The sequence below is a fragment of the Marinomonas profundi genome (assembly GCF_020694005.1).
In the GTDB taxonomy this organism is placed as follows: Bacteria; Pseudomonadota; Gammaproteobacteria; order Pseudomonadales; family Marinomonadaceae; genus Marinomonas; species Marinomonas profundi.
This window is the reverse complement of the sequence record NZ_CP073013.1, coordinates 1,029,951-1,056,362: the sequence shown is the minus strand read 5'-3', so window position 1 is coordinate 1,056,362 and position 26,412 is coordinate 1,029,951. Positions and strand designations below refer to the sequence as shown.

Sequence of the window (26,412 nt, the reverse complement as noted above, 5' to 3'; positions counted from 1 at the left end):
CTATGGGGTATAAATGAGCATTTTGAGTGTGTTTTTAACCCAGTATTGACGAGCACAGTCGTCGTTGAAAAGGTCTCATTATGATTTCTTACCCAAACATTGACCCCATCGCTGTCTCAATAGGACCCATTGCCGTGCACTGGTACGGCATTATGTATCTGATCGGCTTTGCTGGTGCCTATTGCTTCGGCATGTATCGGGCGAAACGCTCTGCTGGGCTTTGGACGCCGGAAATGGTCAGCGACGCGATTTTTTATGGCGCGCTTGGTGTCATTCTGGGTGGCCGTGTAGGTTACATCTTGTTTTATCAGTTCCCCGCGTTCCTTGATAATCCACTGATTATGGTGCGTATTTGGGAAGGCGGTATGTCTTTCCACGGTGGGCTTTTAGGCGTTATTGCGGCGATGTTTTTCTTCGCGCGTCGTTATAAAAAGCATCTTGTGGATGTGACTGACTTTTTAGCACCTCTTGTTCCTATTGGTTTAGGGGCTGGGCGTTTAGGCAACTTTATTGGTGGCGAACTGTGGGGCAAGCCAACAGATGTGTCTTGGGCGATGGTTTTCCCCAATGATCTGCTGCAACTGGCGCGACATCCTTCGCAGCTTTACCAATTTGCTTTAGAAGGCGTCGTACTGTTTTGTATTTTGTGGTTCTTCTCACAAAAAGCCAAACCTCGTTACTGCGTCTCTGGCATGTTTTTACTTTTCTACGGAATATTCCGTATTTTAGTCGAATTTGTCCGCGAACCCGATGCACAAATTGGTTACCTTGCTTTTGGTTGGGTAACACAAGGTCAGCTGTTGTCTTTGCCTATGGTGATTGTTGGCCTAGGATTGATAATCGCTGGTTTTAAGTCGCAGACATACCCACCAAGAAGCCCCGAAAATAGCGGCTCAGAAAAGAAGCATTCAGAAAAACAAGGTGCTAAAAAGACAGGTGCTAAAAAGACAGGTGCTAAAAAGAAAGCCTAACCTTATGATCTAATCTAATCAGATCAGATTAGATCAGGACGTGAGATTGTAGGCGCTGGATAGAATGCAGCGGATGAGCTCGGCTTGGGAGTTGATTTTCATTTTTAAGAAAATGCTTTTTAGTTGGCTACGAACCGTCTGAATACTGGTGTTTTTATGGTCTGCGACCTCGTGCAGAGTCAGTCCGTTAGCCAAAGAAAGCGCGAGCTGTGCCTCTGCTGTCGTAAGATGATAGGTTTCTTGTAGGGTGTCTATTGTTGTAAAAGAGCAAAGCTCAGGGTGCGACAGATATAAAACGACTTTGCCTCTATTGTTATCAATGGGGGACACCACGTCAGTTTCTGGATGAATGCTTTTGAACATGATGGTCAGTGGTTTTTTTAGCTCGTTTTGACGGATTTGTAGGGAACCTAAAACCGCTTGCCCTGCTAATATTTTGTTGATACTCGCCTGAATCAATCGTTGATCCGTGCTTTTATGTGCTATTAAAACGTCATTTTCAATGTGGATTCCCGATTTTCCATTCAGTAATGTCTCCGCTAGCGCGTTGGAAAAATAGACGTTTAGAGTAGCGTCTACACTAATGATGCCAAGGGGGATTCTTGATAAAGCGGAAATGAGCATGCTTTCTTTTTCTTTTACTCTCTCTAGCCTATCTGAGAATTCAAACACCCGTTTTAAATGGGGATAAAGCCTTTCTAATACACGAAGCTCTTCTTTATTAAATTGGCTTTGCTTCATACTCCTGTGTACACCAATGCCCACAAAATAACGTTTGTCATTGCGTATATTCAGCGCGCTTATATAGCCGATTTTATTTGGAAGCAGTAGGTTTTGATAGAAGTCGGGGTGTTCTTTTTTTGAGGTTTCGTGGTCAATCGCCCCATGAGCTATGCCTGCCGGAATTTTTTCCATGATGACGGCGGTGGCGTCTTGCATCCCTAATTCGAGTTGATAAGACGGAGTAAAACTGTCTGGTAAGCCGTGCTGGCCCAGCACTCGAAAGCTTTGTTGTTGAAAGTTAATGAAAAACAGCCCCGCACTTTTTGCGTCGATAGCCTGACAAAGTAATTTTAAAACGCTATTCCAATCTTGATGATTAAAACCACGTTCGTATATTTTGTCTATTAGGTCAATTAGTGGGGCAGAGCGCATTAGTTATCCGCCTTTTCGAGCTAATGTAATTTTCGAGCTAATGTAATTTTCGAGCTAATGTAATTCTGTTTTCTTGTTTTGAATTAATCCTCCTTTGACATTAAATATACCTCATATGAGGTATGACGCAATCCCATTTAGTTCCTATATTATATAGTTGGTGCTATTTTCTTACTTAGTTTTTATGCTTGATTTACTTTTTGTGCTTAATTTACAGGGTGGCTATTATGTCTAGCTCAATTTTTGTTATTGAAAAATCCTCTACTAATCAATTTCGACAATGGGAATTAGGCCAAGAAGGCGGTCTTATTGCTGAGTCTAATACCGTGTATTCCTTGCTTGATGCTGAAACCGGGCGATACCCTGAGGGCGTCACGTTACACCAAGTTGGGAGCGATCTGCAGGTCATAATGAACGGCGATGTTCTGTTGGTGATAGCGGAATATTTTGACGACATTAAGCAGACTTCTTTCGATGAAACCGGTGGCATTTTAGCGGATGTTTTGCTGGCTACCGACGATGGCAACCCTCCATTAGACGAAACCGTTTGGAGTGCTGAGTCATCGACCACGATAACCGTAAGTGAAGACGATGCCGTTGACGTTGAACAGCCGAAGACTCAGCAAGCCCAGGGCACAATAGATTCTAGTGTGCCCGCGGAACTGCGTCCTCAAGAGGTCACCGACGCCTCTGCAGAACCACTAGAACAAGATGTGGGTGATGGCAATGCGGCAAATACGGTTGCAGGCGTTGAGGGTATTGGTTGGGGTTGGTACGCGGGTGCGATTGGCTTGGGCGCTTTAGGTGTTGCTGGTGGCTCTAGTTCTGGCGGTGGTTCTGACGATGGTGGCTCTAGTTCTGGCGGTGGTTCTGACGATGGCGGCTCTACATCGACGTCATCGACCACCATTTCTGCCGCGGCGGGTATTTTCTTTTCTGAAGTAAAGATCGATTTATATGATGTGTCCGGTAATTTAATTAACTCGGCAAATCATGACTACTCAACAGGCGATTACGTTTACACCGGCAGCTATTCTGGGCCTATGTTGGTTGAAATTTCGGATTTAAACGGCGCAGAAACAGACTACACCGACGAAACCACTGGCGAAGCAAAAAGCTTAGGCACAACATTGCGAGCCATGACCACCACAGACGGCTCCGACCAAGCCATTAGCGTCACACCATTAACCGAACTTGCCACCCAATTGGCTGGCGTCACCACAGAAAACCGTGCTGTCAGTACCGAAAAAGTCGAATTGAATAGCAAGGTCGCTGCCTTGTTTGGGTTAGTCGATATTTTAGCTAAACCAGCGGTTGTTACTGAAGACACCAGTGGCGCAGATAAATATGGCGAGGCGCTGGCCATCCTATCTGGTGCTGACTCTGTCGAGGGCACAAGTGCCGCAGAGACCATCACTACCATTGCTAACTCATTAAAAGAAGCCAATACCGATACCAGTGCTGAGTTAAAACTCACCTCAGAAGTGACTGATATTTTAACCAAAGGTCTTGAAGCCTTTAACGATGGCCCCATCGGCCGAGATAAGGCAATTGAATCAACCTTTACCTTTAGCGGTGTTCCTGTCTTAGTCGATGGGGGTGGTAATGTACTGAAAGTCATCAATGCCGACGCAGTTGACGCCACAATAGAAGTCAAAATCAAAGATGTCTCCGCTGATCAGGTTGTCACACTAACCGTTGGAGAAAACACTATCAACTACAGGGTTTTGGCTGGTGATGTTGTCAGTGGTTATGCCTATGTACCGATTACTTCTAGCTGGTTCCAAGGGGACGGAGATGGTAATTATGATGATGTTGTTGTCACTGTAAATAAGGTCGAATCTTCCACTACGATTAAAGTAGATACAACCGCACCAGACGCCCCCACTTTTGCATTGCATCAAGACACCGGAGAGTCAGACACTGACGGTGTTACTGTTACCAGCGATACCACGGTGGATGTGACTTTGGCTGAAGGCATTACCCATTGGCAATATTCTTTGGATGGCGGCTCGACTTGGATCACTCGTACATCTGGTTCGAGTTTCGAGCTAAAAGGCAGCACCACTTACAATGTTGGTGATATACAGGTTAAGCAAATTGATAAAGCGGGTAATGAAAGCGGCGTTACCAGTAATGCATCAATAATCGAAACCCTTGAGACCTTAGCTCCCGATTTAAGTTTTGAAGACACAGGCAGTAGTGACAGCGATGGTATTACCAATAGCACAACGGTTTCTGTGACCTTTGATAACGGAGTTGATTTAGCATCATGGCAATATAGTCTAGATGCTGGTTCGACGTGGAGCGATGGAACAGGCACAACATTCGAGCTCGCTGCTAATAAAACCTACCAAGCCGACAGTATTCAGGTAAAACAGACTGATACAGAAGGCAATGAAGAAATCGCCACGCTTTCTTCTAAAGTTGTGACAGACGACACCGCGTCCACTCCGGTTATCTTCCTTGCAACAGACAGCGGCCAAAGTACCAGTGATGGCATGACCAATGACGCCACCTATCGCGTGAAATTAGCCAACGATGTGGATAGTTGGGAATACAGCACGGATGGCGGTGCGAATTGGGTGACAGGATCAGATACAAGTTTCGAACTTAACGAAAATCAAACCTATGCCATTGGCGATATTCAAGTACGTCAAACCGATGTGGCGGGCAATGTCAGTGCGATAAAATCGAATACCACTGCGATTACGACAGACTTAATCGCGCCAGATGCGCCAAGTGCGTCATTGAGTAACGACACGGGCGCAAGTGACGAAGATGGCATAACGAATGACACCACGGTAGATGTTACCTTAGCCGACGATGCGGTGAGCTGGCAATACAGTTTAGACAACGGCTCAACTTGGTTGGATGGGGAAGGTGCAAGTTTTGTGCTTGCTGCAAATACATCTTACGCAGCGGGTGACATTCAAGTTAAGCAAACAGACTTGGCTGGTAATGAAAGTCTTGCTTATGAAAATAGCAGCACTATCACTACCGATACACTTCCGCTGGATGCACCTTCGTTTAGCTTAAACAGTGATTCTGGAACGAGCGGTACAGACAAGATTACCAATGATCCGATAGTGAATGTCGTGCTATCGGATGAAGAGTTCGGTTGGCAATATAGCACGGACGCTGGCGCAACTTGGCAAACTGGCACTGGAACGAGCTTTGAGTTAGCGGCTAATACTTCCTATGGCGTAGGTGACATCCAAGTTCAGCAATTTGATGTGGCGGGTAATGCCAGTGTTTCCAGTAACTATGCCGCGATTGAAATAGACACTATTGCTCAGACGCCAACTCTATCATTGAATGTAGATTCAGGCATTGATGACTCAGATGGCATCACCAATGAAGTGGAAGTGAACTTCGATTTAAATGGCGAGATTAGCATTCAAAGCTGGGAATACAGCCTTGATAACGGTGCTAACTGGGCAGTAGGTTCTGGTACAAGCTTCGAACTCAATGAAAACCAAACTTACGCCATTGGCAGTATCCAAGCACGTCAAACCGATACCGCCGGTAATGTGAGTGCGGTGGGTTCCAATTCGATGATTATTGTCACCGACACAACACCACTTGCTGCGCCAAGCTTTGCACTTCATGAAGACACGGGTGATTCAGACAGTGACTTTGTTACCAGTGATACCACCATTGATGTAACTTTGTCCGAAGACGCGGCCAGCTGGGAATACTCGTTAGACAGCGGCGATACGTGGACAGAAGGTTCTGGCACCAGCTTTGAAATGGGCGCGCTGCAGACCTATGTAATTGGTCAAATTCAAGTTCGTCAAACAGACCTTGCTGGTAACGTGAGCATAGCCGCTAGCAATGAAGTGCCGTTCGTTTCTGATTCTCTGCCTGCCCCAACAGTGCAATTAGCAGAAGATGCAGGTCTGTCTGATAGCGATAATATCACCAATAACCTCACCATGGATGTCACGTTAGATGTGAATGCGGCCAGTTGGGTCTATAGCTTGGATAGTGGCAATACATGGTCAGACAGCCAAGACATTTCGATTACAAGTTTTGTATTAGAAGGCGACACAACGTATGCCGCCGGTAGTATCCAAGTTCAACAATTTGATGCTTCTAATAACGAAAGTGCTGTTTTCAGCAATAGCGACAGCATCATAACCGACGTTACTGGTCAGTTGGTGGAAGACATTTATGTGACGAACGAAAGTGCTCTTGAAGTGCCAATGGACGGTGACGGTAGCGGCTATTACGAGGTGGAAATGCATCGAGTAGGCGCAGACACAAGCGATGGCAAGGTTGCCATGGCTTGGGTATATAACTCAGACATGGGGAAATCGTTGCTAAGTGTACAAATGTTGGATGTTGTTTCTGGCGAAGAGGTGAATTTGCCTTATGTGTTTGAGCTAGATGACGACTTGAGTGGCTACAATATCCAAGAGGTTTTTTCGGTTGGTGGAAACGGCGAGTTTGTTGTTACCTGGTATGGCTATGGTTATTCAGACAATAAAAATGAAGATACGCGTGGTAACTTGAACGTCCAGTTGTTTGACAAAAATGGCCGCCCGGTTGGCGACGTACAGGCAAGCTCGGCCACGCGGGAATGGATGTGGGATTCTGAGGTGATGCCGCTTGAGTCTTCCAATCAATATGCTTTGGTATGGGCGGAAGATGTGTCCGGTGGGGTTGGGGTTGAGTCTTATTTGCAACTTTTCGACGCGACAACGGGTGACGCGGGCCAACTGTTAACCTTTGAAGGCAGTCTCATGTCTTATGCAGGGCCTATTGGTGATTCTGGTAATTTCCTTGTGGTGTGGAATGAAATAGTCGATATCGATGCCGCTTCCACCATAGTGAAGGCGCAAACTTATTCAGCGAATGGGGCACCGATTGGTTCTGAGATAGTTCTTAACCCAGCAGCCGGTGAATACGCTGATGCAGTAGATCTGGTCGGTTCGGACGGCGCGTTTGCGGCGTTTATGGTAAACGAAAGTGCCGCGAGCTTGAGCTTACAGTTGGTGAATGCTGATGGTAGTTTAAGCCCTCGAGTTCCGCTGGGTGATTACTCTGATTATATTTACTCAGAAGCCAATATTACCATGTTAAACGCAGACAATGATTTTGCTGTGACATGGTTGGGTGAAGATGGAGAGGGTGTTCCGTTCATTTATACTCAATCATTTACTACGGATGGCACGGCTCAAAATACGGCACAAGCGTTACCCTTTACATTTGGGGCCGCGACAGAGTATGACCTATCCATAGAGGTGGTGAGCGGGGGAACCGACGAAGGGTACTTTATTACAGCGGATTATAGCCTTGAGACCAGCGAGGGCAGCGACTCTATTGCGAGCGGCGTGTATTTTGTTGATGGCAATTCAGTGACTGAAATTGCCCTTAATGACGAAAACGATGATTGGGCTTACTTTGATCTTCATGTGTTGAATGCCGCTGGCGAGGTGTTGGTGTTTAAAGAAGGTATGGATGTAGATACTTGGGAAGCGGATTCATGGGTGCAAATTTTTAACGCGGATGGCACTGCAAAAACAGAACAAATGAGTGTTAGCGATACGGCCAATGGCTTTAATGTGGATGTGCTAAATGACTCAGGGGATTTCTTAGTCTCTTGGATAGAAAACATCAGCTATCAAGACGATGAATTTCAGTGGGTCAATGAAACGGTTAATAAAGTTCAAGCCTTCTCTGCGGATGGCGTGCTTATTAATCCGATAGAAATTGAGCCAGGTGATGAATTGCCTATCTCGGTTGCTGAAGAAGGCATGGCTTATCTGGTTCGTTCTGATGCGGACGTCACGACTTTGCAGGATATTCTTGCATTAGAGGAAACTACATGGAGCCAAGTTGCAGTCGGTGCAGACACAGAGCATTGGCTGAGTACTGAAGGGTTAGCGGAAGGTGATTACCTTGTTTATGTTAGCGATATCGCTGGCAATATCACCACGCATGCCAATGTGGTCAGCCTTGCTTTTTCAGAGGCGCAGCTGGCCGAGCCAGAGGTTAACCTTAACGAAGACACTGGCACGTACAACGACGATGATGTTACCAACGATACACAGGTCAATGTCACTTTAGCCGATGTCGCTGCACGCTGGGAATACTCACTAGATCATGGCGTCACTTGGACAGACGGTGTCGGTACGAGTTTCGATCTGGCCGACAATACCACCTATGGTTATTACGACATCCAGATTAGACAATATGATGAAGCTGGAAATGTCAGTGAAATAGCGACCAACGACGACGGCTATGTTGTTATCGACTCAGAGGTTTCTGAACCGCAAATTAATATTATTGGGAACACCGTTTTTGTTACTTTGGATGATGACCAAAATGAATGGTATTACTCCCTTGTCGGTGGAGGAGAAGGTGAAAACAATTGGACTCAAGGCGTTGGTGAAAGTTTTTCATTAGAGCCTAATACCACCTATTCAGCGGGTAGTATTGTTGTCTATGTTGAGGATATTGCGGGCAACGAAGCGGAGCTTACCTATAACCAAGAGGTAGTAACACCGGAGGCCTATGCGGCACCAAGCTTTGAGCTGTTTGAAGACACAGGTTTCTCCGACAGTGATGGCGTGACTAATGAAGGTTCGTTGAACGTAACGCTATCTGGTGATGCGGTCGCATACGAATATTCATTGGACGGTGGGGAAACATGGCAGTACGGCTCGGGCGCTTATGTGGAGATTAGCGACACTTTTGCTTACAGTGATTTTGTCGCCTATGAATACGATGCAGAGGGCAATAAGTCTGATATGTATCGACTTTACGATGAAGACGAGGTGATTGATGACCCTGAAATCGGTTTTGTATTAGCAGAAGACACGGTTCGTTGGGAATACTCTATTAATGGGGAGGGCGGCCCATTTACTCAGGTGGCTTGGGCCGACGCGGCTGGCCGCTTTATTGATTTAGACTATGGCGCAGAATATGCCATTGGCGATATTCAAGTACGAGAAATAAATGCCGCTGGTGAATTGAGCTTGGTGGCATCGAACGAACAGGTCATTATTACCGATGAAGAATCGCCTTATAACCTAGTTGTGGCACCGAATTACAGTAAAGTGGACATAGAGTCTAGTGGAGGCAATATTCATGACTCCTATAACACTGTTGTATTAGGTAATACGGGGCAATCCGCCGTGGTATGGGTAGAAAGTACTTACACGGATTTTGGCACAGACTATAGCATTATAACGCAGCGCCTTGATGCAGCAGGTAATTCTATAGGGGATGCACAGGTTATCTTATCTGGTATTGCAAATAACGCTCCTAATATTGAAACCGTGTTGTCCTTGGGTAACAGCGGAGCTTTTATTGTCTTCTCGCAAGGTCAGGATGGTTCGTTCAATACAGGCTACTATCAAATTGTGGATGAAAGTGGCGTGGTAGGCGATATGCAATCTCTTGCTGGCAACTATTACGATGCTTCTATCTCTGCTGTTGGCGATGATGGTAACTTTGTTGTGACCACTCTTGAGTATGTAGATGGTGTCACTGTTAGCAGTGCGCAACTGATGGGTTTGAATGGAGATCTGATTGCTCTGTTAGACGGTATAGAGACGTTTGATACGCTTTCTGTTAAGTCAATTGGAGAAAATGGCAACTTTGTTATTTATTATGATAATTCGGTTTCTCTCTATTCTTCGGTCGGGAATCTAATAGAGAGTGCGTCGGTAACGTCGATTATTGAAGACGTAATTGAGCTTGATGGGGGCTCTTACCTTGCACTCACTAAAGGAGCAGCCTTTACAGATACGTCCGGTTATGACTATATCGCTGTTTACGCGTTTAATGCTGATGGATCATCACAAGGCAGTGCGATTGAGGTTGCGCAAAGCGCTTTGCAGTCGAATTTTAGCAACGTCAATATTGGATTATTAGGTAATGGTGGCTATGTTGTTACTTGGAGCGAAAATAACCAAGACTACACAGAATCGGTTACTTACCTGCAAGCCTTTAATAATGACGGTTCGATAAATGGCAGTGTCGTTACGTCCTTGCTAACCAGTGATCTGGGCGCTGTATTTAGTAGTGATTTGGCATTAACAGGGTTAGGTGTTGACGGTGGTTACCTGTTATCAGGTCAGTATTATATATCCAACAGTGAGACGGATTACTACAGCAATACTTTATACTTTGTTGATCATATAAGCTCAGATGGTTCGGTCAGTAGAGTTCATGAATCTGAAGATCAATATGTACTTTCTACTGTTGGTGGGGATGGCGCGTTTGTCATCGCTTGGAACCAAACAGACTTAATCGGCTATGGCGTCAGTGTTCAGCTCTACAATGCAGATGGCACACCAAATGGTGCATCTACATTACTTGAAGTGAATGAACATTCCTTCGACCGGAGCCCTTCTATTATTGACTTAGGCAAGGGTGAATTTGCCGTCAGTTGGTTGGGCGATACCTACCACCAAGATAACACCCTGACCGATATTTATGTGCAAAAATTCAATGCGGATGGCAGCATTGTGGATAACACTATTGTTGATACTAATGGCGAAGTGTCGGTTGCCAGTGAAGAAGACGGTATGGCTTATCTGGTAAACAGTAGTTTGTTTACTGGTACTGAGTTAGAAAGTTTCTTCTCAGACTACGATCAGTGGGAAGATGTTTTCTATGACGAACTGAAGGCCGGTAATAACTCTACTCAATGGAACAGTGTTGCGGTGACAGGGGGCGAAGAGGCGTTTATTTCAGCAGAAGGGCTGGAAGCAGGCGATTACTATGTGTTGATGGCGGATACGGCGGGTAATGTCTACGTCAGTGATGTGGGCATTACGGTGAATCAGGCCGTTACCTTTGACCTAACCACAGACGAGTCAACGGACCTTGGTAGTCAGGTATTCGATGTCAACGAAACCTATAATATTTACATCGATATTGGTGATGGCACAAGCTTGACGCTCAATACGGGTGAGCAGTGGAGCGGTGCGGAGAACCTTGGCGATGACGATACGATTATTCTGGTGAGCGATGCTGCTGTTACTGGCTTCTCGACAGACACGGATATTAGCTGGGCGTTTGATAGTGGCGAGGCGACACTGTCTATAGAGGGTGAGTTCACTATTGCGGCTGAGATTGTCGATTTGTGGAGCGAAAGCTTGGCTTCTTCGCCAGAGATTATGGTTCAAGTTGGTGCTGAAACGTCTGACGTGTAAATTAGCTTAAGGAGAATAAAGGGGAATCGAGCTTGGCTGAGTGTATTGGGTTAAGCTGGGTTCTCCTTTGATGTATCTATGGGCGCTAAATTAGAGTTGCTTCGTGAGATGGCTGAGCAGAGAGAATATCAGGCGCTGCAACAGGCCTGTGCCGATTCTCTGTTGCTGGGCGATGACTCTGCTGTGATGATTTTGCTGATGCTGGCGTATGCCAACACTGGTGAGTCAGACAGAGCCTTGTCTTTGCTTAATGTGTTTCATCAAGAGGTTGATCTGGCGTGCTTGTCGCCATCTGAACGTTTGGATTTGGGCTCTTTGTGTTCTGCTTTGGCCTTGTATGAAGACGCTGAAAGTCTGTTTGATGCATTGCTTGAACAGTCTTTTTGCTTGGGTGCTGTGTTGGGCACTGTGTGGGCAAAAAAAGGCTATTGCCGATTGATCCAAGGGGATGAGCTGGGTGCGGAACGCGCATTTTTATGTGCGTTAGACTGCCCATCAAGGCCGCTTGAGGTGGTGATCAATTTGTGCATTATGCACTTGGCAAGATGCTCGGATACGACGTTGGCTGAGTTGTCTGTTGCGTCGAGTATTGAAACGGTTCAGCAGTATTTAACGTACGCTGAACAAGATCATATTATGGCGTCTGATGGACAGAGTGTTGAGTGTTTCTCTTCTGAGTATCGGTTGGGGTTGCGCGACCAGCTGGATTCGATTCGTTTAGAGTGCTGGGTAAGGCAAGGCGCGTTGGCATTTGCCGAATCTTGGTTGAAAGAGACGCTTGAAGATGCACCACGCTATTTACATGGCGTGGTTTGTTATGCGCAATACCTTGTGGATGATGATCGCGCGGCTGTCGCTGAGGCGGTTTTATTGCAAGCGTTAAAAAAGTATCCAAACAGCGAATCACTCTATCAAGAACAGGCGCAATGGGGCCGCGAAAATGGCCAGAATGTTTCACTTCACCCTGTGGTAAATAAGGTATTGAGCGCTCGAGTACGGGCAAGATTCAGTGATGCCTTTGTTCGATCGCGCCATGTTGTGTCATCCCACTCTGATTGCCCGCCAGAAATATCCGGCTTTTGTCCTGTCTTTATACTTGGTTTGCCTTTTTCTGGTGTTTCTCTGTTGGAAGAGGGCTTGCTGGCAACGGGGCAGGTCGGGTCGTTAGGCGTGTCTTCGGCGATCCCGCTGTTGATTGAAGGCATTAACTTAAAACAGCGCGATTTAGGAACGTTAAGAGCGTATCCGGATAATCTTGATGTATTAACGGCAGAGCAAATTCGCCATTTTGCGCTTGGTATTCAGTCTGTTTATCAGGCTAAGCAATCTAAATACCACTTTATTTTAGATAAAAACCCAGACAATATTCATCATGTCGGTTTGATTAAGTGGTTGTTCCCGCAAGCGAAATTTATTTCAATGAGCCGTAATTCACACGAGTGGCTCGCGTCGAAGCAAGTTGAGCAATGGCTTAATCACCTAGGAGTAGCGTCCGCGCAGGATAAGGCGGAGTGGCTTGGTGTTCAGTTTGCAGGCTATAAAGCCTTGTTGTCACATTGGCAACGCCTTTTCCCCGACGATATATTGCAGGTGTCGTTTCATCAATTAACTCAAACACCGGCTGAAACCCTGCAAACGGTAGGCGATTTTGTTGATATAGGGCAAACTGACGACGCCTGTTTGGCGGACTATTACGAGTCTGTTCGGTCTGTTCGGTCTGTTCGGTCTGTTTCTAGTGCTCGTCTGTCCGAGCAAAAAAAGCCCTCGCGTAGGGGGAAGGCGAACAGCATAACCGCTTTGTTGGTGGCGTTTAATCAGGCTGCTATGACCAAACAAACTATGACCAAACAAACCATAGCCAAACAAACCATAGCCAAACAAACCGCCGCAGAGGCAAGTGATATGGTGACCTTGCCGAAAGCGGGAATGCTGTCTGAAGCCTATCGGTTGTATGCGGCTGGTGGTGATGCCCAAGGCCGTCTTGAAAGCTATCGCGATGCGGAATACCAATGTAAGGTACTCTTGCATCATTTACCTGATTTTGCCCCAGCGCAGTATTTGCTTGGTGAATTGTATTTGGTCAATGGTTTGCTTGAGTTGGGTATTGCTGCGATTGAGAAGGCGATTGCGTTGGCGCCTTGGAAGTCACGGCGCTGGGGGCGTAATTTAGCGCAAGCGTACCAGCGTTTATCGGTTCAAAAGGAAACCCTATGAGGCATTATAGTATTGTATTCTTGGTGGCCCTAAGCGTTATGCTTTCCTCAATGACTTTTGCCTCGGCGGCTTTGTCTACCCTGTCATTGTCTAGCGTGTCATTGTCCACTGTGTCTTTGAGTCAAAAAGGGGGCGAAGTGGATTTGCCGACGGCGCTGATGTCGATGTTGCAGCGCCATCCTGCGTTAATGGGGAAGCAAGCACAAATTGAATCGAAGGATTCTCTGTTGAAAAGTGCCAAGGCAGAGAAGTTGCCTAGCTTAGATGTATCTTATGGCGAAGACAGAGACGGCAACCAAGAAGGGGCGTTTATCGTTAAGCAGCCTTTGTGGGCGTTTGGTCGTATTGATACCGGCATTGATTATGCTGATATTGATCTATCCGCGGAGACCATCGACAAGTTGCGATTGACGCGTGAATTGTTAGAAGACACCGCCATTGCTTATGCGAATGTCGTTGGTGTGCAAGATCAGTTGCTGATTATTGAAGACAATATTGCGCAGCATCAAGCGTTTTTAGAGCAAATACAACGGCGTCAAGAGGGCCGTTTAGCGTCGCAAACCGATACCCAGTTAGCGGCGTCACGTTTAACGCAGGCTAAAGTTCAGCAGATTCAGATGCAGGGCGATTTACGTGATGCGCTCATGTCGTTACAAACGCTTGCACAGTTGCCAATGACGTCGGTGTCGCCTATTTTTCCTGCCATGTATGACGGTTTGCCAGACGATGACACGATAGAGCAACAGGTGCTAAAGCAAAGCGCTGAGGTGCAATACAAGGAGCAGTTGGTCAGTTTGGCGATCCAAGATGTTTACCAAAAACGCGCTAGCTTTATGCCGACCTTGTATTTAAAGTTTTCTCATGAATACAGTGACAATGCGACCTATCCGGACGATTCTCGGCTCAGTTTAGTGATGGAAGGCGGACTGGAGGGGCTTGGCATGATTACGCGATATCAAGAGCAATCCGCCCATTCTCAGCTCAGAGCAGCACAGCGGGACGTTGAGGTAACGCAATTTGAATTAACCAATCGTTTAAACAGCCTGTTGTTAAATCGTAAAATACAGCAGTCTTTGATCGACATTCATCAATCCTCTATTGAGCAGTTGAGTTCGACCTTGGCGTCTTATCAAAGACAATACAAAAGCGGCCGTAAAGAGTGGCTGGATGTGTTGAACATACAGCGAGAGATTACCGAACAGAAAATAGCGCAAGCCAAAGCTGAAAACAGTTTGTTGGTGAATTTATTAAGTTTGGCGGCATTGACTGGCGGTCTCGATATTGAGTCGACTCGACGCTAATAAAGCCGCGATTAAACCCATGTACAAAAGGATACGCTGGTGAGCAGTCATCATTCCAACGAAGATCACATTGCACTGAGTGGCGCGGTAGTACATCGCTTATTTACTGCATTAAGACTGGGTATCTCAAAAGGTGATATTGAGTCGTCGTTGACGGCGCACGACCTGCAGGGCTTATCGCCGTTAGATCAATTAAAAGGGTTGTTAAATCGTTTTAACATAAAGGGCATTAAAGGCGGGGCAGTGGCTTGGCGTCGCTTCGACCGTAGGCAGCTACCGGCTTTAATTTGCTTTGATGGGCAATGGTGGTTGGCGAGTAACGACGGCGATGACATTTTGCTGCAAAGCGATGAGGGCCAAGCGGATCGAGTGGTGTCGAGCGGTGATTTGTCTGATGTTTCAGTGCTTTGGTTAAAGCGAATGAGTACAGGGCAAAAGACTGAAACCGACGCTCCAACCGCCAGAAAGTTGATTCTAAGTGCGTTGTTCCAAGACAAAGCATGGTTGGGTAATGTGATGGTGGCAACGGTGATTGTGAATGTGTTGGCTATTGCCACTTCATTGTTTGCCTTGCAAGTATACGACCGTGTCGTGCCAACACTTGCCTATTCTACCTTGACAACGCTGGTGGTGTGCATGATGGGGATCGTCTTGCTGGACTGGCTCTTAAAGCGTACGCGCGCCAAGGTATTAGACAGTTTGGCGGCGGATGTGGATATGCGCTTGTCTAAGCAAGTTTTTCATCATTTATTGCACTTACGTTTAGATAATCAGCCAAATAGCCTAGGCACCTTAAATGCCCAAGTAAATGGACTTGAATCGGTTCGACAATTTTTTACCTCGGGGATTGTGTTTGGTCTAATTGATCTGCCATTTGCCATTATGTTTATTGGCTTTATTAGCATGATTGGTGGGGTGGTCGGCTGGGTGTACGCCTTGCTGTTTCCCATTGCGATTTTATTAGGCTTGGTGACGCAGTTTCGTTTAAAAAGTCTGATTAAGAAACAAATTATGCGTTCTAACGAGCGTCAAGGGCTGTTGATTGATGTAATTCGTGGTTCGGAGTCTATCCGCGCTAATAACGCTGGATGGCGTTTTTCAAATGAATGGGAACAAATTACCCAGTCGTTGGCATCTTATCAGCTGCGCCAAAAGACGATTAGCCAGCTAAGTACAGCCACCACTGGCAGCTTATCGACCATTGCTTATGTCGCGGCTGTCGTTGTGGGGGTGTTTCAGGTAGAAGCGGGAAATCTCACCATGGGCGGTATGATTGCGTGTAGCATTTTGGGTGGACGGGTGATTAATCCGATTGCTCAGGGCGTCCAGTATTTGGTGCAGTGGCAATCGGTTTCTCAGTCGTTGGATATGGTGGATCAGCTATTGTCCTTGGAGCTGGAGCGTAAGCCGGACCAGCACTTGTTGGTGGGGGAACAGCAGATTGATGCGGTATCGATTGATAGTGTGCGTTTCGCCTATACCGATTCGCCTGTTAAACATTTGGACATAGAGTCGTTGTCTTTTAATGCGGGCGATCGAGTGCTTTTAGTGGGGCCGATTGGCTGTGGTAAATCCACTTTGCTCAAAGTGCTGGCGGGTTTGTATCGACCCGGCGAAGGGCGAGTGATGTTAGGCTCGTTGGATTTGTGGGAAATTGACCCTCAGTTTGTTACCTCGCATGTGAGTTATCTGCCGCAAAATGTGCATCTCTTCAAAGGAACGCTGAAAAGTAATTTGGCTTTATCTGGCACGGTGAGTGATACCGAAATGATGGACGTGGTGAAAGCGTTGGGTGTCGATAAAATTGCCCAAGGCAATCCGAAAGGTATGGAGCTAGAGGTCTCCGAGGGCGGCGAAGGTTTGTCGGGTGGGCAGCGCCAACTGGTGGCGTTATCGCGGACTATCACCGCCAAACCGACGATTTGGTTGTTGGATGAGCCGACGGCGTCATTAGATGGCGACAGCGAAAAACGTGTGTGGGAAGTATTAGAAAAGTACATTAAGCCGACCGATATTTTGGTGGTGTCGACGCATCGACCTATGTTGGCCGCGCACATTGCGAATCGTGTTTTGGTGATGCAGCAAGGTAAGGTGGTGCGAGATGGCACGCCTGCTGCTGTGTTGCCTGCGCTGATGGGCAGTAAAACATCAACATCAACATCAACTCGTTCGGCTGCTGCGACTTCTTCTGCCTCGGCTTCTTCGGCGACGGCTTCTTCTACAGCGACATCCACTCGTAGCAAGCGAGGTTTCAATGCCATCTAATTCTGTGCCGCCTAATGCCGTTCCATCTAAGCCCATGATGCCTCATGTTGTGCCAGCAAGTGGGATGGAAAGTGACGATTTAAAAGACGCTCATGCCGCGGATGCGGCCTTTGGTTATCATAAAAAAAAGCGCGCCTTGGTCGTGTGGCCTTTGTTGGTGGCACTTGTTGGTTTTGTGGTGTGGGCGGATCAGTTTTATATTGATGAAGTGGCTCAGGCTCAAGGCGAGGTAATCGCGAGCAGTCGAGTGCAGCTTATTCAATCGGTGGATGGTGGCGTGATTGCGGAGCTGAATGTGCGCGAGGGGGATCGAGTAGAAGCGGGTCAGCGGCTTGGTCAACTGGACCAAACGAGACTGAAAGCGTCCGTAGGAGAAACAGAGTCTCGTGTGTTTGCCTTAAAAGCCAAGGCGATACGCCTTAGAGCGGAGATTTTAGGTGACAATAATTTGGTGTTCTCTGACGATTTATTACGGCGCTATCAAGACACCGCGCAAGTGGAAACCGCATTGTTTGAACAACGTCGAACTGGGATAAAAGAAGAGCTACGTACGTTAACCGTTTCGGTTTCTTTGGCGAACGAAGAGCTTGGTATTGTGAAGAATTTACATAAAACGGGCGATGTCAGCAGCACTGAAATGCTGAAGGCCAGAGAAGCATTAAATGCCGCCGAAGCAAAATTGATCAATCGTAAAAACCAATTTCTCGAAGACGCCAGTGCAGAGCTGGCAAAAGTTGAAGATGAACTGGGGCAAAGTGAACAGATTCTCGCCAGAAAACAACAAGAGCTTCAAGACAGCGTTTTTATTGCTAAAGTGCCTGGCATTATTAAAAACGTCAGCGTGACAACGCTTGGTGGGGTGTTAAGAGCCGGTGAAGAAATCATGCAAATCATCCCCATAGACGATGAGTTGATTGTGGAGGCTAAAATTCGTCCCGAAGATATTTCTAGAGTGCAGCGGGGCTTGGCGGCCAATATTCGCTTAGATCCGTTTGATTACACTATTTATGGCGGCGTAGAAGCGAAAGTTGTGTATGTCAGTGCCGATACACTCAAAGAAGAGTCCTCTCAAGGCGAAGAGGTTTACTATCGTGTTCACGTGGTGCCTTTGCAGCTGCCTATCGTGACGACGATCGGACGCGAAGTGGAGATGCTACCCGGTATGACCGCGCAAGTATCGATTAAGACGGATAAACGAACCGTTATGGATTATTTGTTAAAACCTTTACGCAAGACATTGTCTCAGGCGTTTGGCGAAAAGTAGATTGGTGTCGTGTTTGTTAAAACGGCGAATCCATCATGGTTCGCCGTTTTGCTTTTAAGTCGCTGACACCGAGAGTCGCTTAAACGGAGAAAGGATAGGCGATGGGCTCGTGGAATTGGTAGCCTTCGATCTCAAAGTCGTCCATGGTGACCCAGGTTTCGATGTCTTTTAATGATTTGATCTCTGGGTTGATTTTGAGGGTTGGCAGTGGGTAAGGCTCGCGCTTTAGTTGCACGTCACGCATCAGTTCTAGCTGGTCTTCATAGATGTGAGCGTTGACTATTTTATGGAAGGCTTGGCCGGGTTTCTTGCCGGTAATTTGCGCGACGATGGCAAGCAACACATAGACTTGCACCATGTTGAAGTTAAGCCCAAGCGGCACATCGCAGCTACGTTGGGTGCTGTTTAAATACAGTGTATCGCCAAGCAACGAGAAATGATGGCTGTACATGCAAGGGCGAAGACACGCCATGTGAAAGGCGCCTGGGTGATAAAAAGTGAGGATTTCCCCACGGTTATCCACACCACGGCTTAGATTATCAATAATTTGCTTTAATAGATCGATATGACCGCCGTCTGGTTTGGGGAAGTGACGGCCAATCGCGCCGTAACAAAGCCCCATGTCATCTTCGCCTTTACGATAAGGGTTGTTGAGCCAGACGTCGTTTTGGTTGGCGTTGGCGTCCCATGTTTTGGTGCCAAGCGCTCGGAAATCCGCGGCGTTATCGTAACCTCTTAAATAGCCGATGATTTCGGCAATGGCCGATTTCCAGTAGCTTTTTCGGGTGGTAACAAGCGGAAACTCGCCTTTGCTGACGTCGTAAGTTAGGTCCGCATTAATGACGGTAAGGCAACGTTTGCCAGTGCGCTCGTTGTTGACCCATTCGCCTTGGTTGATGATGCGGTGGCAAAGGTCTAAGTATTGTTTCATATAAATGCCTTGTTTGTTTTCACCTCGACGAACGCCAGTCAGGCAGGTTAACCTATCATGCAGGTTAAGAAATGCAATCTGGATCGTCATGGGTATAATAAATGCGATTGATTATATCAGAAGCCTTTGCTCTTGGATTGCCGGAGTAAAGAAGAGCCAAGATTTTTAAGCAGGTTGTTTTATGTTGTCACTTATTGTTGCTATGTCTACGAACCGAACCATCGGTATTAATAATTCGTTACCTTGGCATTTGCCGAATGATCTTAAATATTTTAAACAAGCGACCATGGGCAAGCCGATTGTGATGGGGCGTAAAACGTTTGAATCGATTGGTAAACCATTACCCGGTCGTCGCAATATTGTTATCAGTCGTGATTCTGCGTATCAGGCGGAAGGGATTGATGTGGTGACGACGTTAGAAGAGGCGATTTCCCTTGGTGAAGACATTTGCTTGGTCAATGGTCAAGAAGAAGTCATGGTGATTGGCGGCGCGCAAATTTATCAGTTGGCGCTTGAGCGGGCGGATCGTTTGTACGTTACTCATGTGGATGCGGACGTGACAGGCGATGCGTTTTTTCCTGAAGTCGATTGGCCGTCTTTTACGTTACTGGGTGAAGAGTCCTTTGCGGCCGAAGGGCCAAACCCTTACGACTACCGTTTTTCTGTGTACCAACGAAGCAGCGCGGAATAAATTATCTTGCTGAGGCTTTGGATTTTTGAGGCTTTGAGCAAAAACGCCACCTTGTGTGGCGTTTTTTGTGGGTTGATTATGTTCAGTTAACGACGATTTGTTTGCACTTCGCTTGGCCGTTCTCGGCGGCTTGGTTGGCGCTTAAGGCGAGCTCTTCGATGGTTTCACCATCTTCCGGGAAGGCGGCGATCCCAATACAGAAATCCATAGGGTCTGAGTTGCCCTCAAAAAGAATCGCTTTTTCATCTTCTTTTGGGTTGATGATGTGGCTCAGTAACGTTTTGGCGTCACGCACACTGGTGTTCGGCAATAAGAGTAATAACTTGTCTGGCTCAACGCGGGCCAGTACGTCGGCTTCTCTGATTTTTTTATAGATATAACGCGCCGAGGTTTGAATGGCGATGTTGCGCGTCTCTAGTGACAGTTTACTTAAGCGGTCATTCGCATCTAGGTTGATTTTTGCCATGGTCAATGGCGTGTATTGGCGTTTTGCTAAGCCGAGTTGCTTTTTGAAATGCGTCAGTGCCGCGCCTCGTGTCAGTAGGCCGGTTAGCTCGTCAAAGGTGGCTTGGTTGCGCAGATGTTCTTCGAGGGCTTTTTGATGGCTAATATCCACCACAAAGCCGATCACTTTTTTGATGCTACCATCTGGGCCTTTAGTGTAAGAGCGGCCACGTTCTTTTACCCATAAATAACGCTGATCGCCCGTCAGAATACGGTACTCTACTTCGTAATAATCTTGGTTCAATGCCACATGTTCGTTGACCACTCTGGCAAGTTTTCTGACATCATCAGGGTGCACAAGGGTATGCCATTCGGCGGTGGAACGGGGGGTTTTATCAAGCGGGTAGTTTAAGAGTGTGGCAATGGATTTTGAGCAAGAGACTAAATCGGACTCTGTTTCCCATATCCATAAACCGGCAGAAGATTCCGTAAGGGCAAATTTGAGTAGGGTGTTTTCCGCCGCGGAAAGATCCATGTGGTCGGTGTTATAAACGCAAGCGAGTACGGACTCCCCAAGGTGTCGCATTTCAAGTTGCATGTTGATGAGCTTGTCGCCGATACGAATCAAACTTTCACAGCGTTCAATGCTGCCATTTTGGATTTTTTGGTTGAGTTGTTGCCAGTTTTCCGGCGATGTGGCGTCTTCACAAAGGGATTCCCATGTATCGGAAGGCGTCGCATTAAAGTTTTCAAATAAGATGTCAAAATTACGATTGTACGACAACAGCTTGCCAGTACTGCTTTCTATGATGAAAGCAGGCGTTGGCATGTATTTAAACGCGAGTTCAAAAGGGGTGTCCATGACGCGCTCCTCTATAAGGTGATCATTCTGGGGTGATCCAAGTGACTTGGTAGCCCGCCTCATTATCTTCTGCTAGTAATTTGCTTAGCACGGGTAAACATTCCTTGGCTTCTTTTTCCAACGTCCAAGGTGGATTGACGATTATCATACCGCTTCCTGCCATGCCGCGCTCTTGTTCTGTGTTTCTAATGCAAAGTTCAACTAACAGTACATTACGAATATGGGTTGCCTTAACGGATCTTAATAACTCGTTGGCTTGCTGGCGATTTAATACGGGATACCAAATGGCATAAGTGCCTTGAGGGAAGCGTTTGTAGCCATCTTCCAATGCTTGAACCACGTATTGGTAATCTTTTTTTACTTCGTAAGGCGGATCCATTAGGACAAAACCGCGCTTTTGTGGCGGTGGTAGCATGGCTTTCACCGCGGCAAAACCATTTTCTTTGACGACGTTGGCTTTGCGTTTATTGGGGAACAGTGCCGCCAGTGTTGGGTAATCGTTTGGGTGCAGCTCGCATAAGTGTAGTTTGTCTTTTTGACGAAGGTAGTAATCGACAATTTTTGGGCTGCCAGGATAGAAGTCTAATGCTTCCGCTGGGTTCATTTCTCGGACGATGTCGAGCAGCTCTTCCAATGGTTCAGGAAGGTTGTCTGCGGTAAATAGCCGTGCAATACCGGACTGAAACTCTTTGTTCTTTTGCGCCTGTTCAGAGTTTAACGAGTATTGACCAATGCCAGCGTGGGTATCCAAATAGAAAAAAGGCGCGTCTTTTTTTATAAAATGGCGACATATTTGACTGACTGTCAAATGTTTTAAAATATCAGCGTGGTTGCCTGCATGATAAATATGGCGATAGCTGAGCATGGTCTTTCCTGTATAAATTGTTCTGTGATAATGAAAAAAGACCGCAACACCTAGGTTAGGCAGAGCGGTCTTTTGCGTATTGCCGTTTAAATATTATTCGATTTGACTAATATCACGTACTGCCCCTTTGTCTGCACTGGTCGCAAAGTGTGCGTAGACTTTCAATGCTGGAGAAACTTTACGTGGACGCACTTCAACAGGCTTCCATGCTGCAGCACCTTTTGCTTCCATCGCCGCACGACGTTCAGCGAGTTCTTCGTCAGATAGCAATACGTTGATGGTACGGTTTGGAATGTCGATCAAAATACGGTCGCCATTTTCAACCAGACCGATTGCGCCGCCGGCCGCCGCTTCTGGAGAAACGTGACCAATAGACAGACCCGATGTGCCGCCAGAGAAGCGACCATCAGTCAATAAAGCACAAGCTTTGCCTAAGCCTTTAGACTTAATGTAAGACGTTGGGTAAAGCATTTCCTGCATACCTGGGCCGCCTTTAGGGCCTTCGTAGCGAACGATGACAATGTCACCCGCTTCCACTTTATCATCAAGAATGTTCTTAACCGCTTCGTCTTGAGATTCCGTTACGTGAGCACGGCCTTCAAACACCAGAATCGATTCGTCTACACCGGCACTTTTTACCACACAACCATCAACGGCGATGTTGCCATAAAGGACGGCTAAGCCACCTTCGAGGGAAAAGGCGTTTTCGAGAGAGCGAATGCAGCCTTCTGCACGATCGCCATCTAGAGAAGGCCAGCGAGTCGATTGGCTGAACGCGGTTTGCGTTGGAATACCAGCAGGTCCTGCTTTGTAAAACTCGATGATCTCAGGCGTCGGCGAACGCATAATGTCCCATGTCTCTAATGCTTCGAGCATGGTTTTCGAATGCACTGTGTGGCATTGGTTATGTAAAATGCCTGCGCGATCCAGCTCACCTAGCAAAGCAAAGATACCGCCGGCACGGTGTACATCTTCAACGTGGTATTTTGGTGAGTTCGGCGCTACTTTACAAAGCTGAGGTACTTTACGAGACAATCTGTCGATGTCTTCCATGGTAAAGTCTACGCCTGCTTCATGGGCAATCGCCAACAAATGAAGAATGGTGTTGGTTGAGCCACCCATAGCAATGTCGAGCGTCATGGCATTTTCAAACGCTTCGAAGCTGGCAATAGAGCGAGGTGCCCAGTTTGCTTCATCGTTTTCGTAAAAACGCTTAGTGATGTCGACGATGCGACGACCCGCTTCTAGAAATAAACGACGACGGTCTGAATGTGTCGCTAATGTCGTGCCGTTGCCCGGTAAACTTAGACCAAGCGCTTCGGTTAGGCAGTTCATTGAGTTCGCGGTGAACATGCCGGAACAAGAGCCACAGGTTGGGCATGCTGAGCGTTCGTATTCTGCGACTTTTTCATCTGTCGCCGTTGGATCTGCGGCAATAACCATGGCATCGACTAGGTCAAGCTTGTTCTCGGACAGTTTGGTTTTGCCGGCTTCCATTGGACCACCAGAGACAAAAATAACCGGAATGTTCAGGCGCATAGCGGCCATGAGCATCCCCGGTGTGATTTTGTCACAGTTTGAAATACAAACCATAGCATCGGCGCAATGGGCATTTACCATGTATTCAACAGAATCTGCGATCAGATCACGAGAAGGCAGGCTGTACAGCATGCCGTCATGGCCCATGGCGATGCCGTCGTCTACCGCAATCGTGTTAAATTCTTTCGCTACACCACCTGCGGCTTCAATTTCACGAGCAACCAGTTGGCCCATGTCTTTGAGATGTACATGACCGGGTACAAATTGAGTGAAAGAGTTGACCACTGCTATGATTGGCTTTTGAAAATCATCGTCTGTCATTCCGGTGGCACGCCATAGCGCACGAGCACCCGCCATATTACGGCCTGAGGTGGTAGTCTTGGAACGGTATATTGGCATTGTTTTCCCCACAGATTTTTAGCTGTTTTTGCGTTGTCTTGTTTTGCTTTATATAGTTGCCCACATCTAAGTAGCTATGTTACCAAGTTTATTGTCTCTGCCCAATGGCAATTTTTAGACAATATTGAGACACTGTAAAAATGCAGGGATCTTTAATAGAAGCGAAAACAATATGGTCGATAACATGGTAGCCGTTCATTCTAGTGTCGCTTTGGCAAGGCAGCCCATTGTAGACCACCGTCTTGCGGTGAAGGGTTATGAACTTTTGTACCGTAAAAACGCCATGGCAGTTCAAGCTGACATGGTGGATGACGTGAGTGCAACCGCTCAGGTTATCTCTGCCAGTCTTTTTGATATTGGTATGGAAAATGTAGTCGGCACAAATAAAGCGTTTATTAATTTCCCCCGTGCTTATTTGTTAAGCCCAAGTGGTGTCCCGATTCATAGCGAAAATGTGGTGATAGAGGTGTTAGAAGGCGCGGGCTTTGATGCCGCTTTATTGGCGTCTTTGCGACGCTGGACAAAGGCGGGTTACTCAATCGCTCTAGATGATTTTACCTTTCACAGCAAAATGACACCTTTTGTTGAGCTGGCAGACTATATCAAGCTGGATATTCGAGACTTAGGGCACGATGGTTTTCTTAAACAAGTTGAGGCTTTAAGGGGCTTTGATGCGAAGATCATTGCCGAAAAAGTGGAAACATGGGAAGACTATCAGTTTTGCCGCTTATTGGGTGTGGGGTATTTTCAAGGGTATTTTTTTGAAAAACCTGAAATAGTGACGAGTAAGGCGGCAAAGGTGAACAATATGACCTTGTTGCAGCTGATGTCGTCGCTTTTGAGTGTGTCGACCTTGAGCGTGGATGAGTTAGAACGAATCGTCAGCCAAGATGCCGGCTTGGTGCATAAACTATTACGCTATTTAAATTCTCCGGTGACGGGTTTGGTTGCTTCTGTTGATTCGGTTCGCTTAGCGATTATGTTGATTGGCGCTGACAAACTTAAAGCACTGACCAATTTGTTGTTGATGTCTGAAATGGTTGGCGATCGAGATGTGCTGCTTGAGCACATCATGGTGCGCGCTAAACATGCCGAGCTGCTCGCGCAATGTCGTGGTTACGATAATCAGGATAAGTACTTCTTGGCGGGGATGTTGTCGATGATGGATATCTGCACTGGGATGCCGCTAGATGAAGTGCTGGGAGAGTTGCCGTTACCGAGCGAGTTTATTAATGCCATTGTGCATCGCTCTGGGCGAGTCGGCAGTACATTGAGCTTGGTTGAACATTATAGTAACGGGCAGGTGATGACGACGCCGCAAGACGTGAGTGATCTGAAAAAGACCTATTTAGAGGCGATCAAGTGGACTGATGAGTTTCTCAGCGCGCTCTGATTTGTCATCCTTTTCCTACATAGCTGTAAGGATTTTCTGCTTGTCATGTGCTCAAATGTCATTTTTCGCGGCGATTTATTTATGTCTTTGAAAAATAACGAATTTTTATTGTTTGAGTTATTCTGAGAAATTTGACTGTTGACTGGAATCTGCTAAATTGCGCTTTATTCAAACGGCGTCAAGGATGAAAGAGCGCATGATGTGCTTAATGATAGGCCATAGAAGGCGTTGAGGATTGAGCTAGGATGTTCAAGAACGATGGATTGTTCCTATGGAGATCATGGTTTGATGGACACCATGTAATAAGGACGGTTTGGAAGCTTTATGATGAAGCGAGCAGGGATGTTTTACTTATCGGAAGAGTTGTTTAACAGGATGTGAGCAAAAAGTAGGGTTGCCAAACGGCGCCCTTTTTTTGTCTAAAATTTGTCACTTGTTGATTATTAACGGAATAACGTTAAACATAAAAAAAGCGACCTGAGAGTCGCTTTTTTACATTCTGGGCTTGTACAGCGTTAAATTAGCGCTCTAAATGCTCTAATTTATCTTCAACCCCATCCCATTGCGCCGCATCGGGAAGGGCGTCTTTTTTCTCTGCAATATTTGGCCAAATCAAAGACAAATCTCTGTTCAATTCGACGAACACTTCTTGGTCTTCAGGCAATTCGTCTTCAGAGAAGATGGCATTGGCTGGGCACTCTGGTTCACACAATGCGCAGTCGATACACTCGTCAGGATTGATGGCTAAAAAGTTAGGGCCTTCGTAGAAACAATCTACAGGACAAACTTCAACACAGTCGGTGTATTTGCAGCGAATGCAGTTATCGGTAACGATGAAAGCCATTCGACTTCTCCTTACAAGCTATAAAAATGATTGCGCGCTATTTTAGAGGTATAGACTATTTCGCGGCAAGCAACAATCGTAAATAGTCTACATTTATCTGC

The 26,412-nt window shown here is 46.6% G+C and carries 14 protein-coding genes; 8 read left to right on the top strand and 6 right to left on the bottom strand.

Features of this window, described 5'->3' with window-relative positions; genetic code table 11:
* The first annotated feature begins 80 nt into the window (after positions 1–80).
* Positions 81–971 (top strand): prolipoprotein diacylglyceryl transferase, encoded by an 891-nt coding sequence (gene lgt / locus J8N69_RS04825; RefSeq protein ID WP_168825596.1) that lies wholly within the window; start codon positions 81–83, stop codon positions 969–971.
* Positions 972–1,004: 33 nt separating this feature from the next.
* Here lgt and J8N69_RS04820 read toward each other — a convergent pair whose 3' ends face one another.
* Positions 1,005–2,126: a helix-turn-helix transcriptional regulator gene (locus J8N69_RS04820; RefSeq protein ID WP_168825598.1), complete on the bottom strand. Its 1,122-nt coding sequence runs from the start codon at positions 2,124–2,126 to the stop codon at positions 1,005–1,007.
* Positions 2,127–2,353: 227 nt separating this feature from the next.
* On the opposite strand from J8N69_RS04820, the gene J8N69_RS04815 reads away from it, so the two are divergent.
* The 5 genes from J8N69_RS04815 (at position 2,354) to J8N69_RS04795 (ending at position 18,343) form a co-directional block, all read left to right on the top strand.
* Positions 2,354–11,299 carry a hypothetical protein gene (locus J8N69_RS04815; RefSeq protein WP_168825600.1) on the top strand — a complete coding sequence of 2,982 codons (8,946 nt, stop codon included), beginning with the start codon at positions 2,354–2,356 and terminating at the stop codon, positions 11,297–11,299.
* A gap of 78 nt (positions 11,300–11,377) precedes the next feature.
* Positions 11,378–13,513: a sulfotransferase family protein gene (locus J8N69_RS04810; protein WP_168825602.1), complete on the top strand. Its 2,136-nt coding sequence runs from the start codon at positions 11,378–11,380 to the stop codon at positions 13,511–13,513.
* Complete coding sequence (locus J8N69_RS04805) at positions 13,510–14,814, top strand: TolC family protein (protein ID WP_168825604.1); 1,305 nt, start codon at positions 13,510–13,512, stop codon at positions 14,812–14,814. The genes J8N69_RS04810 and J8N69_RS04805 overlap by 4 nt, the downstream gene beginning before the upstream one ends.
* Before the next feature lie 39 nt (positions 14,815–14,853).
* Complete coding sequence (locus tag J8N69_RS04800; protein WP_227803981.1) at positions 14,854–17,079, top strand: peptidase domain-containing ABC transporter; 2,226 nt, start codon at positions 14,854–14,856, stop codon at positions 17,077–17,079.
* Positions 17,069–18,343: an HlyD family efflux transporter periplasmic adaptor subunit gene (locus J8N69_RS04795; RefSeq protein ID WP_227803980.1), complete on the top strand. Its 1,275-nt coding sequence runs from the start codon at positions 17,069–17,071 to the stop codon at positions 18,341–18,343. The genes J8N69_RS04800 and J8N69_RS04795 overlap by 11 nt, the downstream gene beginning before the upstream one ends.
* 79 nt (positions 18,344–18,422) lie before the next feature.
* Here the strand turns inward: J8N69_RS04795 and J8N69_RS04790 are convergent, their stop codons facing one another.
* Positions 18,423–19,274, bottom strand: a complete 852-nt coding sequence (locus tag J8N69_RS04790; protein ID WP_168825606.1) for a thymidylate synthase — start codon at positions 19,272–19,274, stop codon at positions 18,423–18,425.
* 181 nt (positions 19,275–19,455) lie between these two features.
* Here J8N69_RS04790 and J8N69_RS04785 point away from each other — a divergent pair, with 181 nt between their 5' ends.
* Entirely contained in the window at positions 19,456–19,965 is a 510-nt protein-coding gene (locus J8N69_RS04785) for a dihydrofolate reductase (RefSeq protein WP_168825608.1), read from the top strand.
* Between the two features lie 82 nt (positions 19,966–20,047).
* Here the strand turns inward: J8N69_RS04785 and J8N69_RS04780 are convergent, their stop codons facing one another.
* The 3 genes from J8N69_RS04780 to ilvD all read right to left on the bottom strand — a co-directional run bounded on the left by J8N69_RS04780 (position 20,048) and on the right by ilvD (position 24,074).
* Complete coding sequence (locus J8N69_RS04780; protein ID WP_168825610.1) at positions 20,048–21,271, bottom strand: PAS domain-containing protein; 1,224 nt, start codon at positions 21,269–21,271, stop codon at positions 20,048–20,050.
* Positions 21,272–21,293: 22 nt separating this feature from the next.
* Entirely contained in the window at positions 21,294–22,136 is an 843-nt protein-coding gene (locus tag J8N69_RS04775; protein ID WP_168825612.1) for a 23S rRNA (adenine(2030)-N(6))-methyltransferase RlmJ, read from the bottom strand.
* Between the two features lie 93 nt (positions 22,137–22,229).
* Positions 22,230–24,074 carry a dihydroxy-acid dehydratase gene (gene ilvD, locus J8N69_RS04770; RefSeq protein ID WP_168825614.1) on the bottom strand — a complete coding sequence of 615 codons (1,845 nt, stop codon included), beginning with the start codon at positions 24,072–24,074 and terminating at the stop codon, positions 22,230–22,232.
* Positions 24,075–24,258: 184 nt separating this feature from the next.
* Between ilvD and J8N69_RS04765 the strand changes: the two genes are divergently transcribed.
* On the top strand, positions 24,259–25,467 hold the full coding sequence (locus tag J8N69_RS04765) for an EAL and HDOD domain-containing protein (protein ID WP_227803979.1): 1,209 nt from the start codon (positions 24,259–24,261) through the stop codon (positions 25,465–25,467).
* A 520-nt stretch (positions 25,468–25,987) separates the two neighbouring features.
* Here the strand turns inward: J8N69_RS04765 and fdxA are convergent.
* Positions 25,988–26,311 (bottom strand): ferredoxin FdxA, encoded by a 324-nt coding sequence (gene fdxA / locus J8N69_RS04760; protein WP_012071401.1) that lies wholly within the window; start codon positions 26,309–26,311, stop codon positions 25,988–25,990.
* Positions 26,312–26,412 lie beyond the last annotated feature (101 nt).

Coding starts and splice junctions, on each gene's coding strand:
- J8N69_RS04795 (WP_227803980.1), top strand. CDS start 17,069: ATGCCATCTAATTCTGTGCCGCCTAATGCCGTTCCATCTAAGCCCATG.
- J8N69_RS04815 (WP_168825600.1), top strand. CDS start 2,354: ATGTCTAGCTCAATTTTTGTTATTGAAAAATCCTCTACTAATCAATTT.
- fdxA (WP_012071401.1), bottom strand. CDS start 26,311: ATGGCTTTCATCGTTACCGATAACTGCATTCGCTGCAAATACACCGAC.
- J8N69_RS04805 (WP_168825604.1), top strand. CDS start 13,510: ATGAGGCATTATAGTATTGTATTCTTGGTGGCCCTAAGCGTTATGCTT.
- J8N69_RS04810 (WP_168825602.1), top strand. CDS start 11,378: ATGGGCGCTAAATTAGAGTTGCTTCGTGAGATGGCTGAGCAGAGAGAA.
- lgt (WP_168825596.1), top strand. CDS start 81: ATGATTTCTTACCCAAACATTGACCCCATCGCTGTCTCAATAGGACCC.
- J8N69_RS04790 (WP_168825606.1), bottom strand. CDS start 19,274: ATGAAACAATACTTAGACCTTTGCCACCGCATCATCAACCAAGGCGAA.
- J8N69_RS04785 (WP_168825608.1), top strand. CDS start 19,456: ATGTTGTCACTTATTGTTGCTATGTCTACGAACCGAACCATCGGTATT.
- ilvD (WP_168825614.1), bottom strand. CDS start 24,074: ATGCCAATATACCGTTCCAAGACTACCACCTCAGGCCGTAATATGGCG.
- J8N69_RS04780 (WP_168825610.1), bottom strand. CDS start 21,271: ATGGACACCCCTTTTGAACTCGCGTTTAAATACATGCCAACGCCTGCT.
- J8N69_RS04820 (WP_168825598.1), bottom strand. CDS start 2,126: ATGCGCTCTGCCCCACTAATTGACCTAATAGACAAAATATACGAACGT.
- J8N69_RS04775 (WP_168825612.1), bottom strand. CDS start 22,136: ATGCTCAGCTATCGCCATATTTATCATGCAGGCAACCACGCTGATATT.
- J8N69_RS04765 (WP_227803979.1), top strand. CDS start 24,259: ATGGTAGCCGTTCATTCTAGTGTCGCTTTGGCAAGGCAGCCCATTGTA.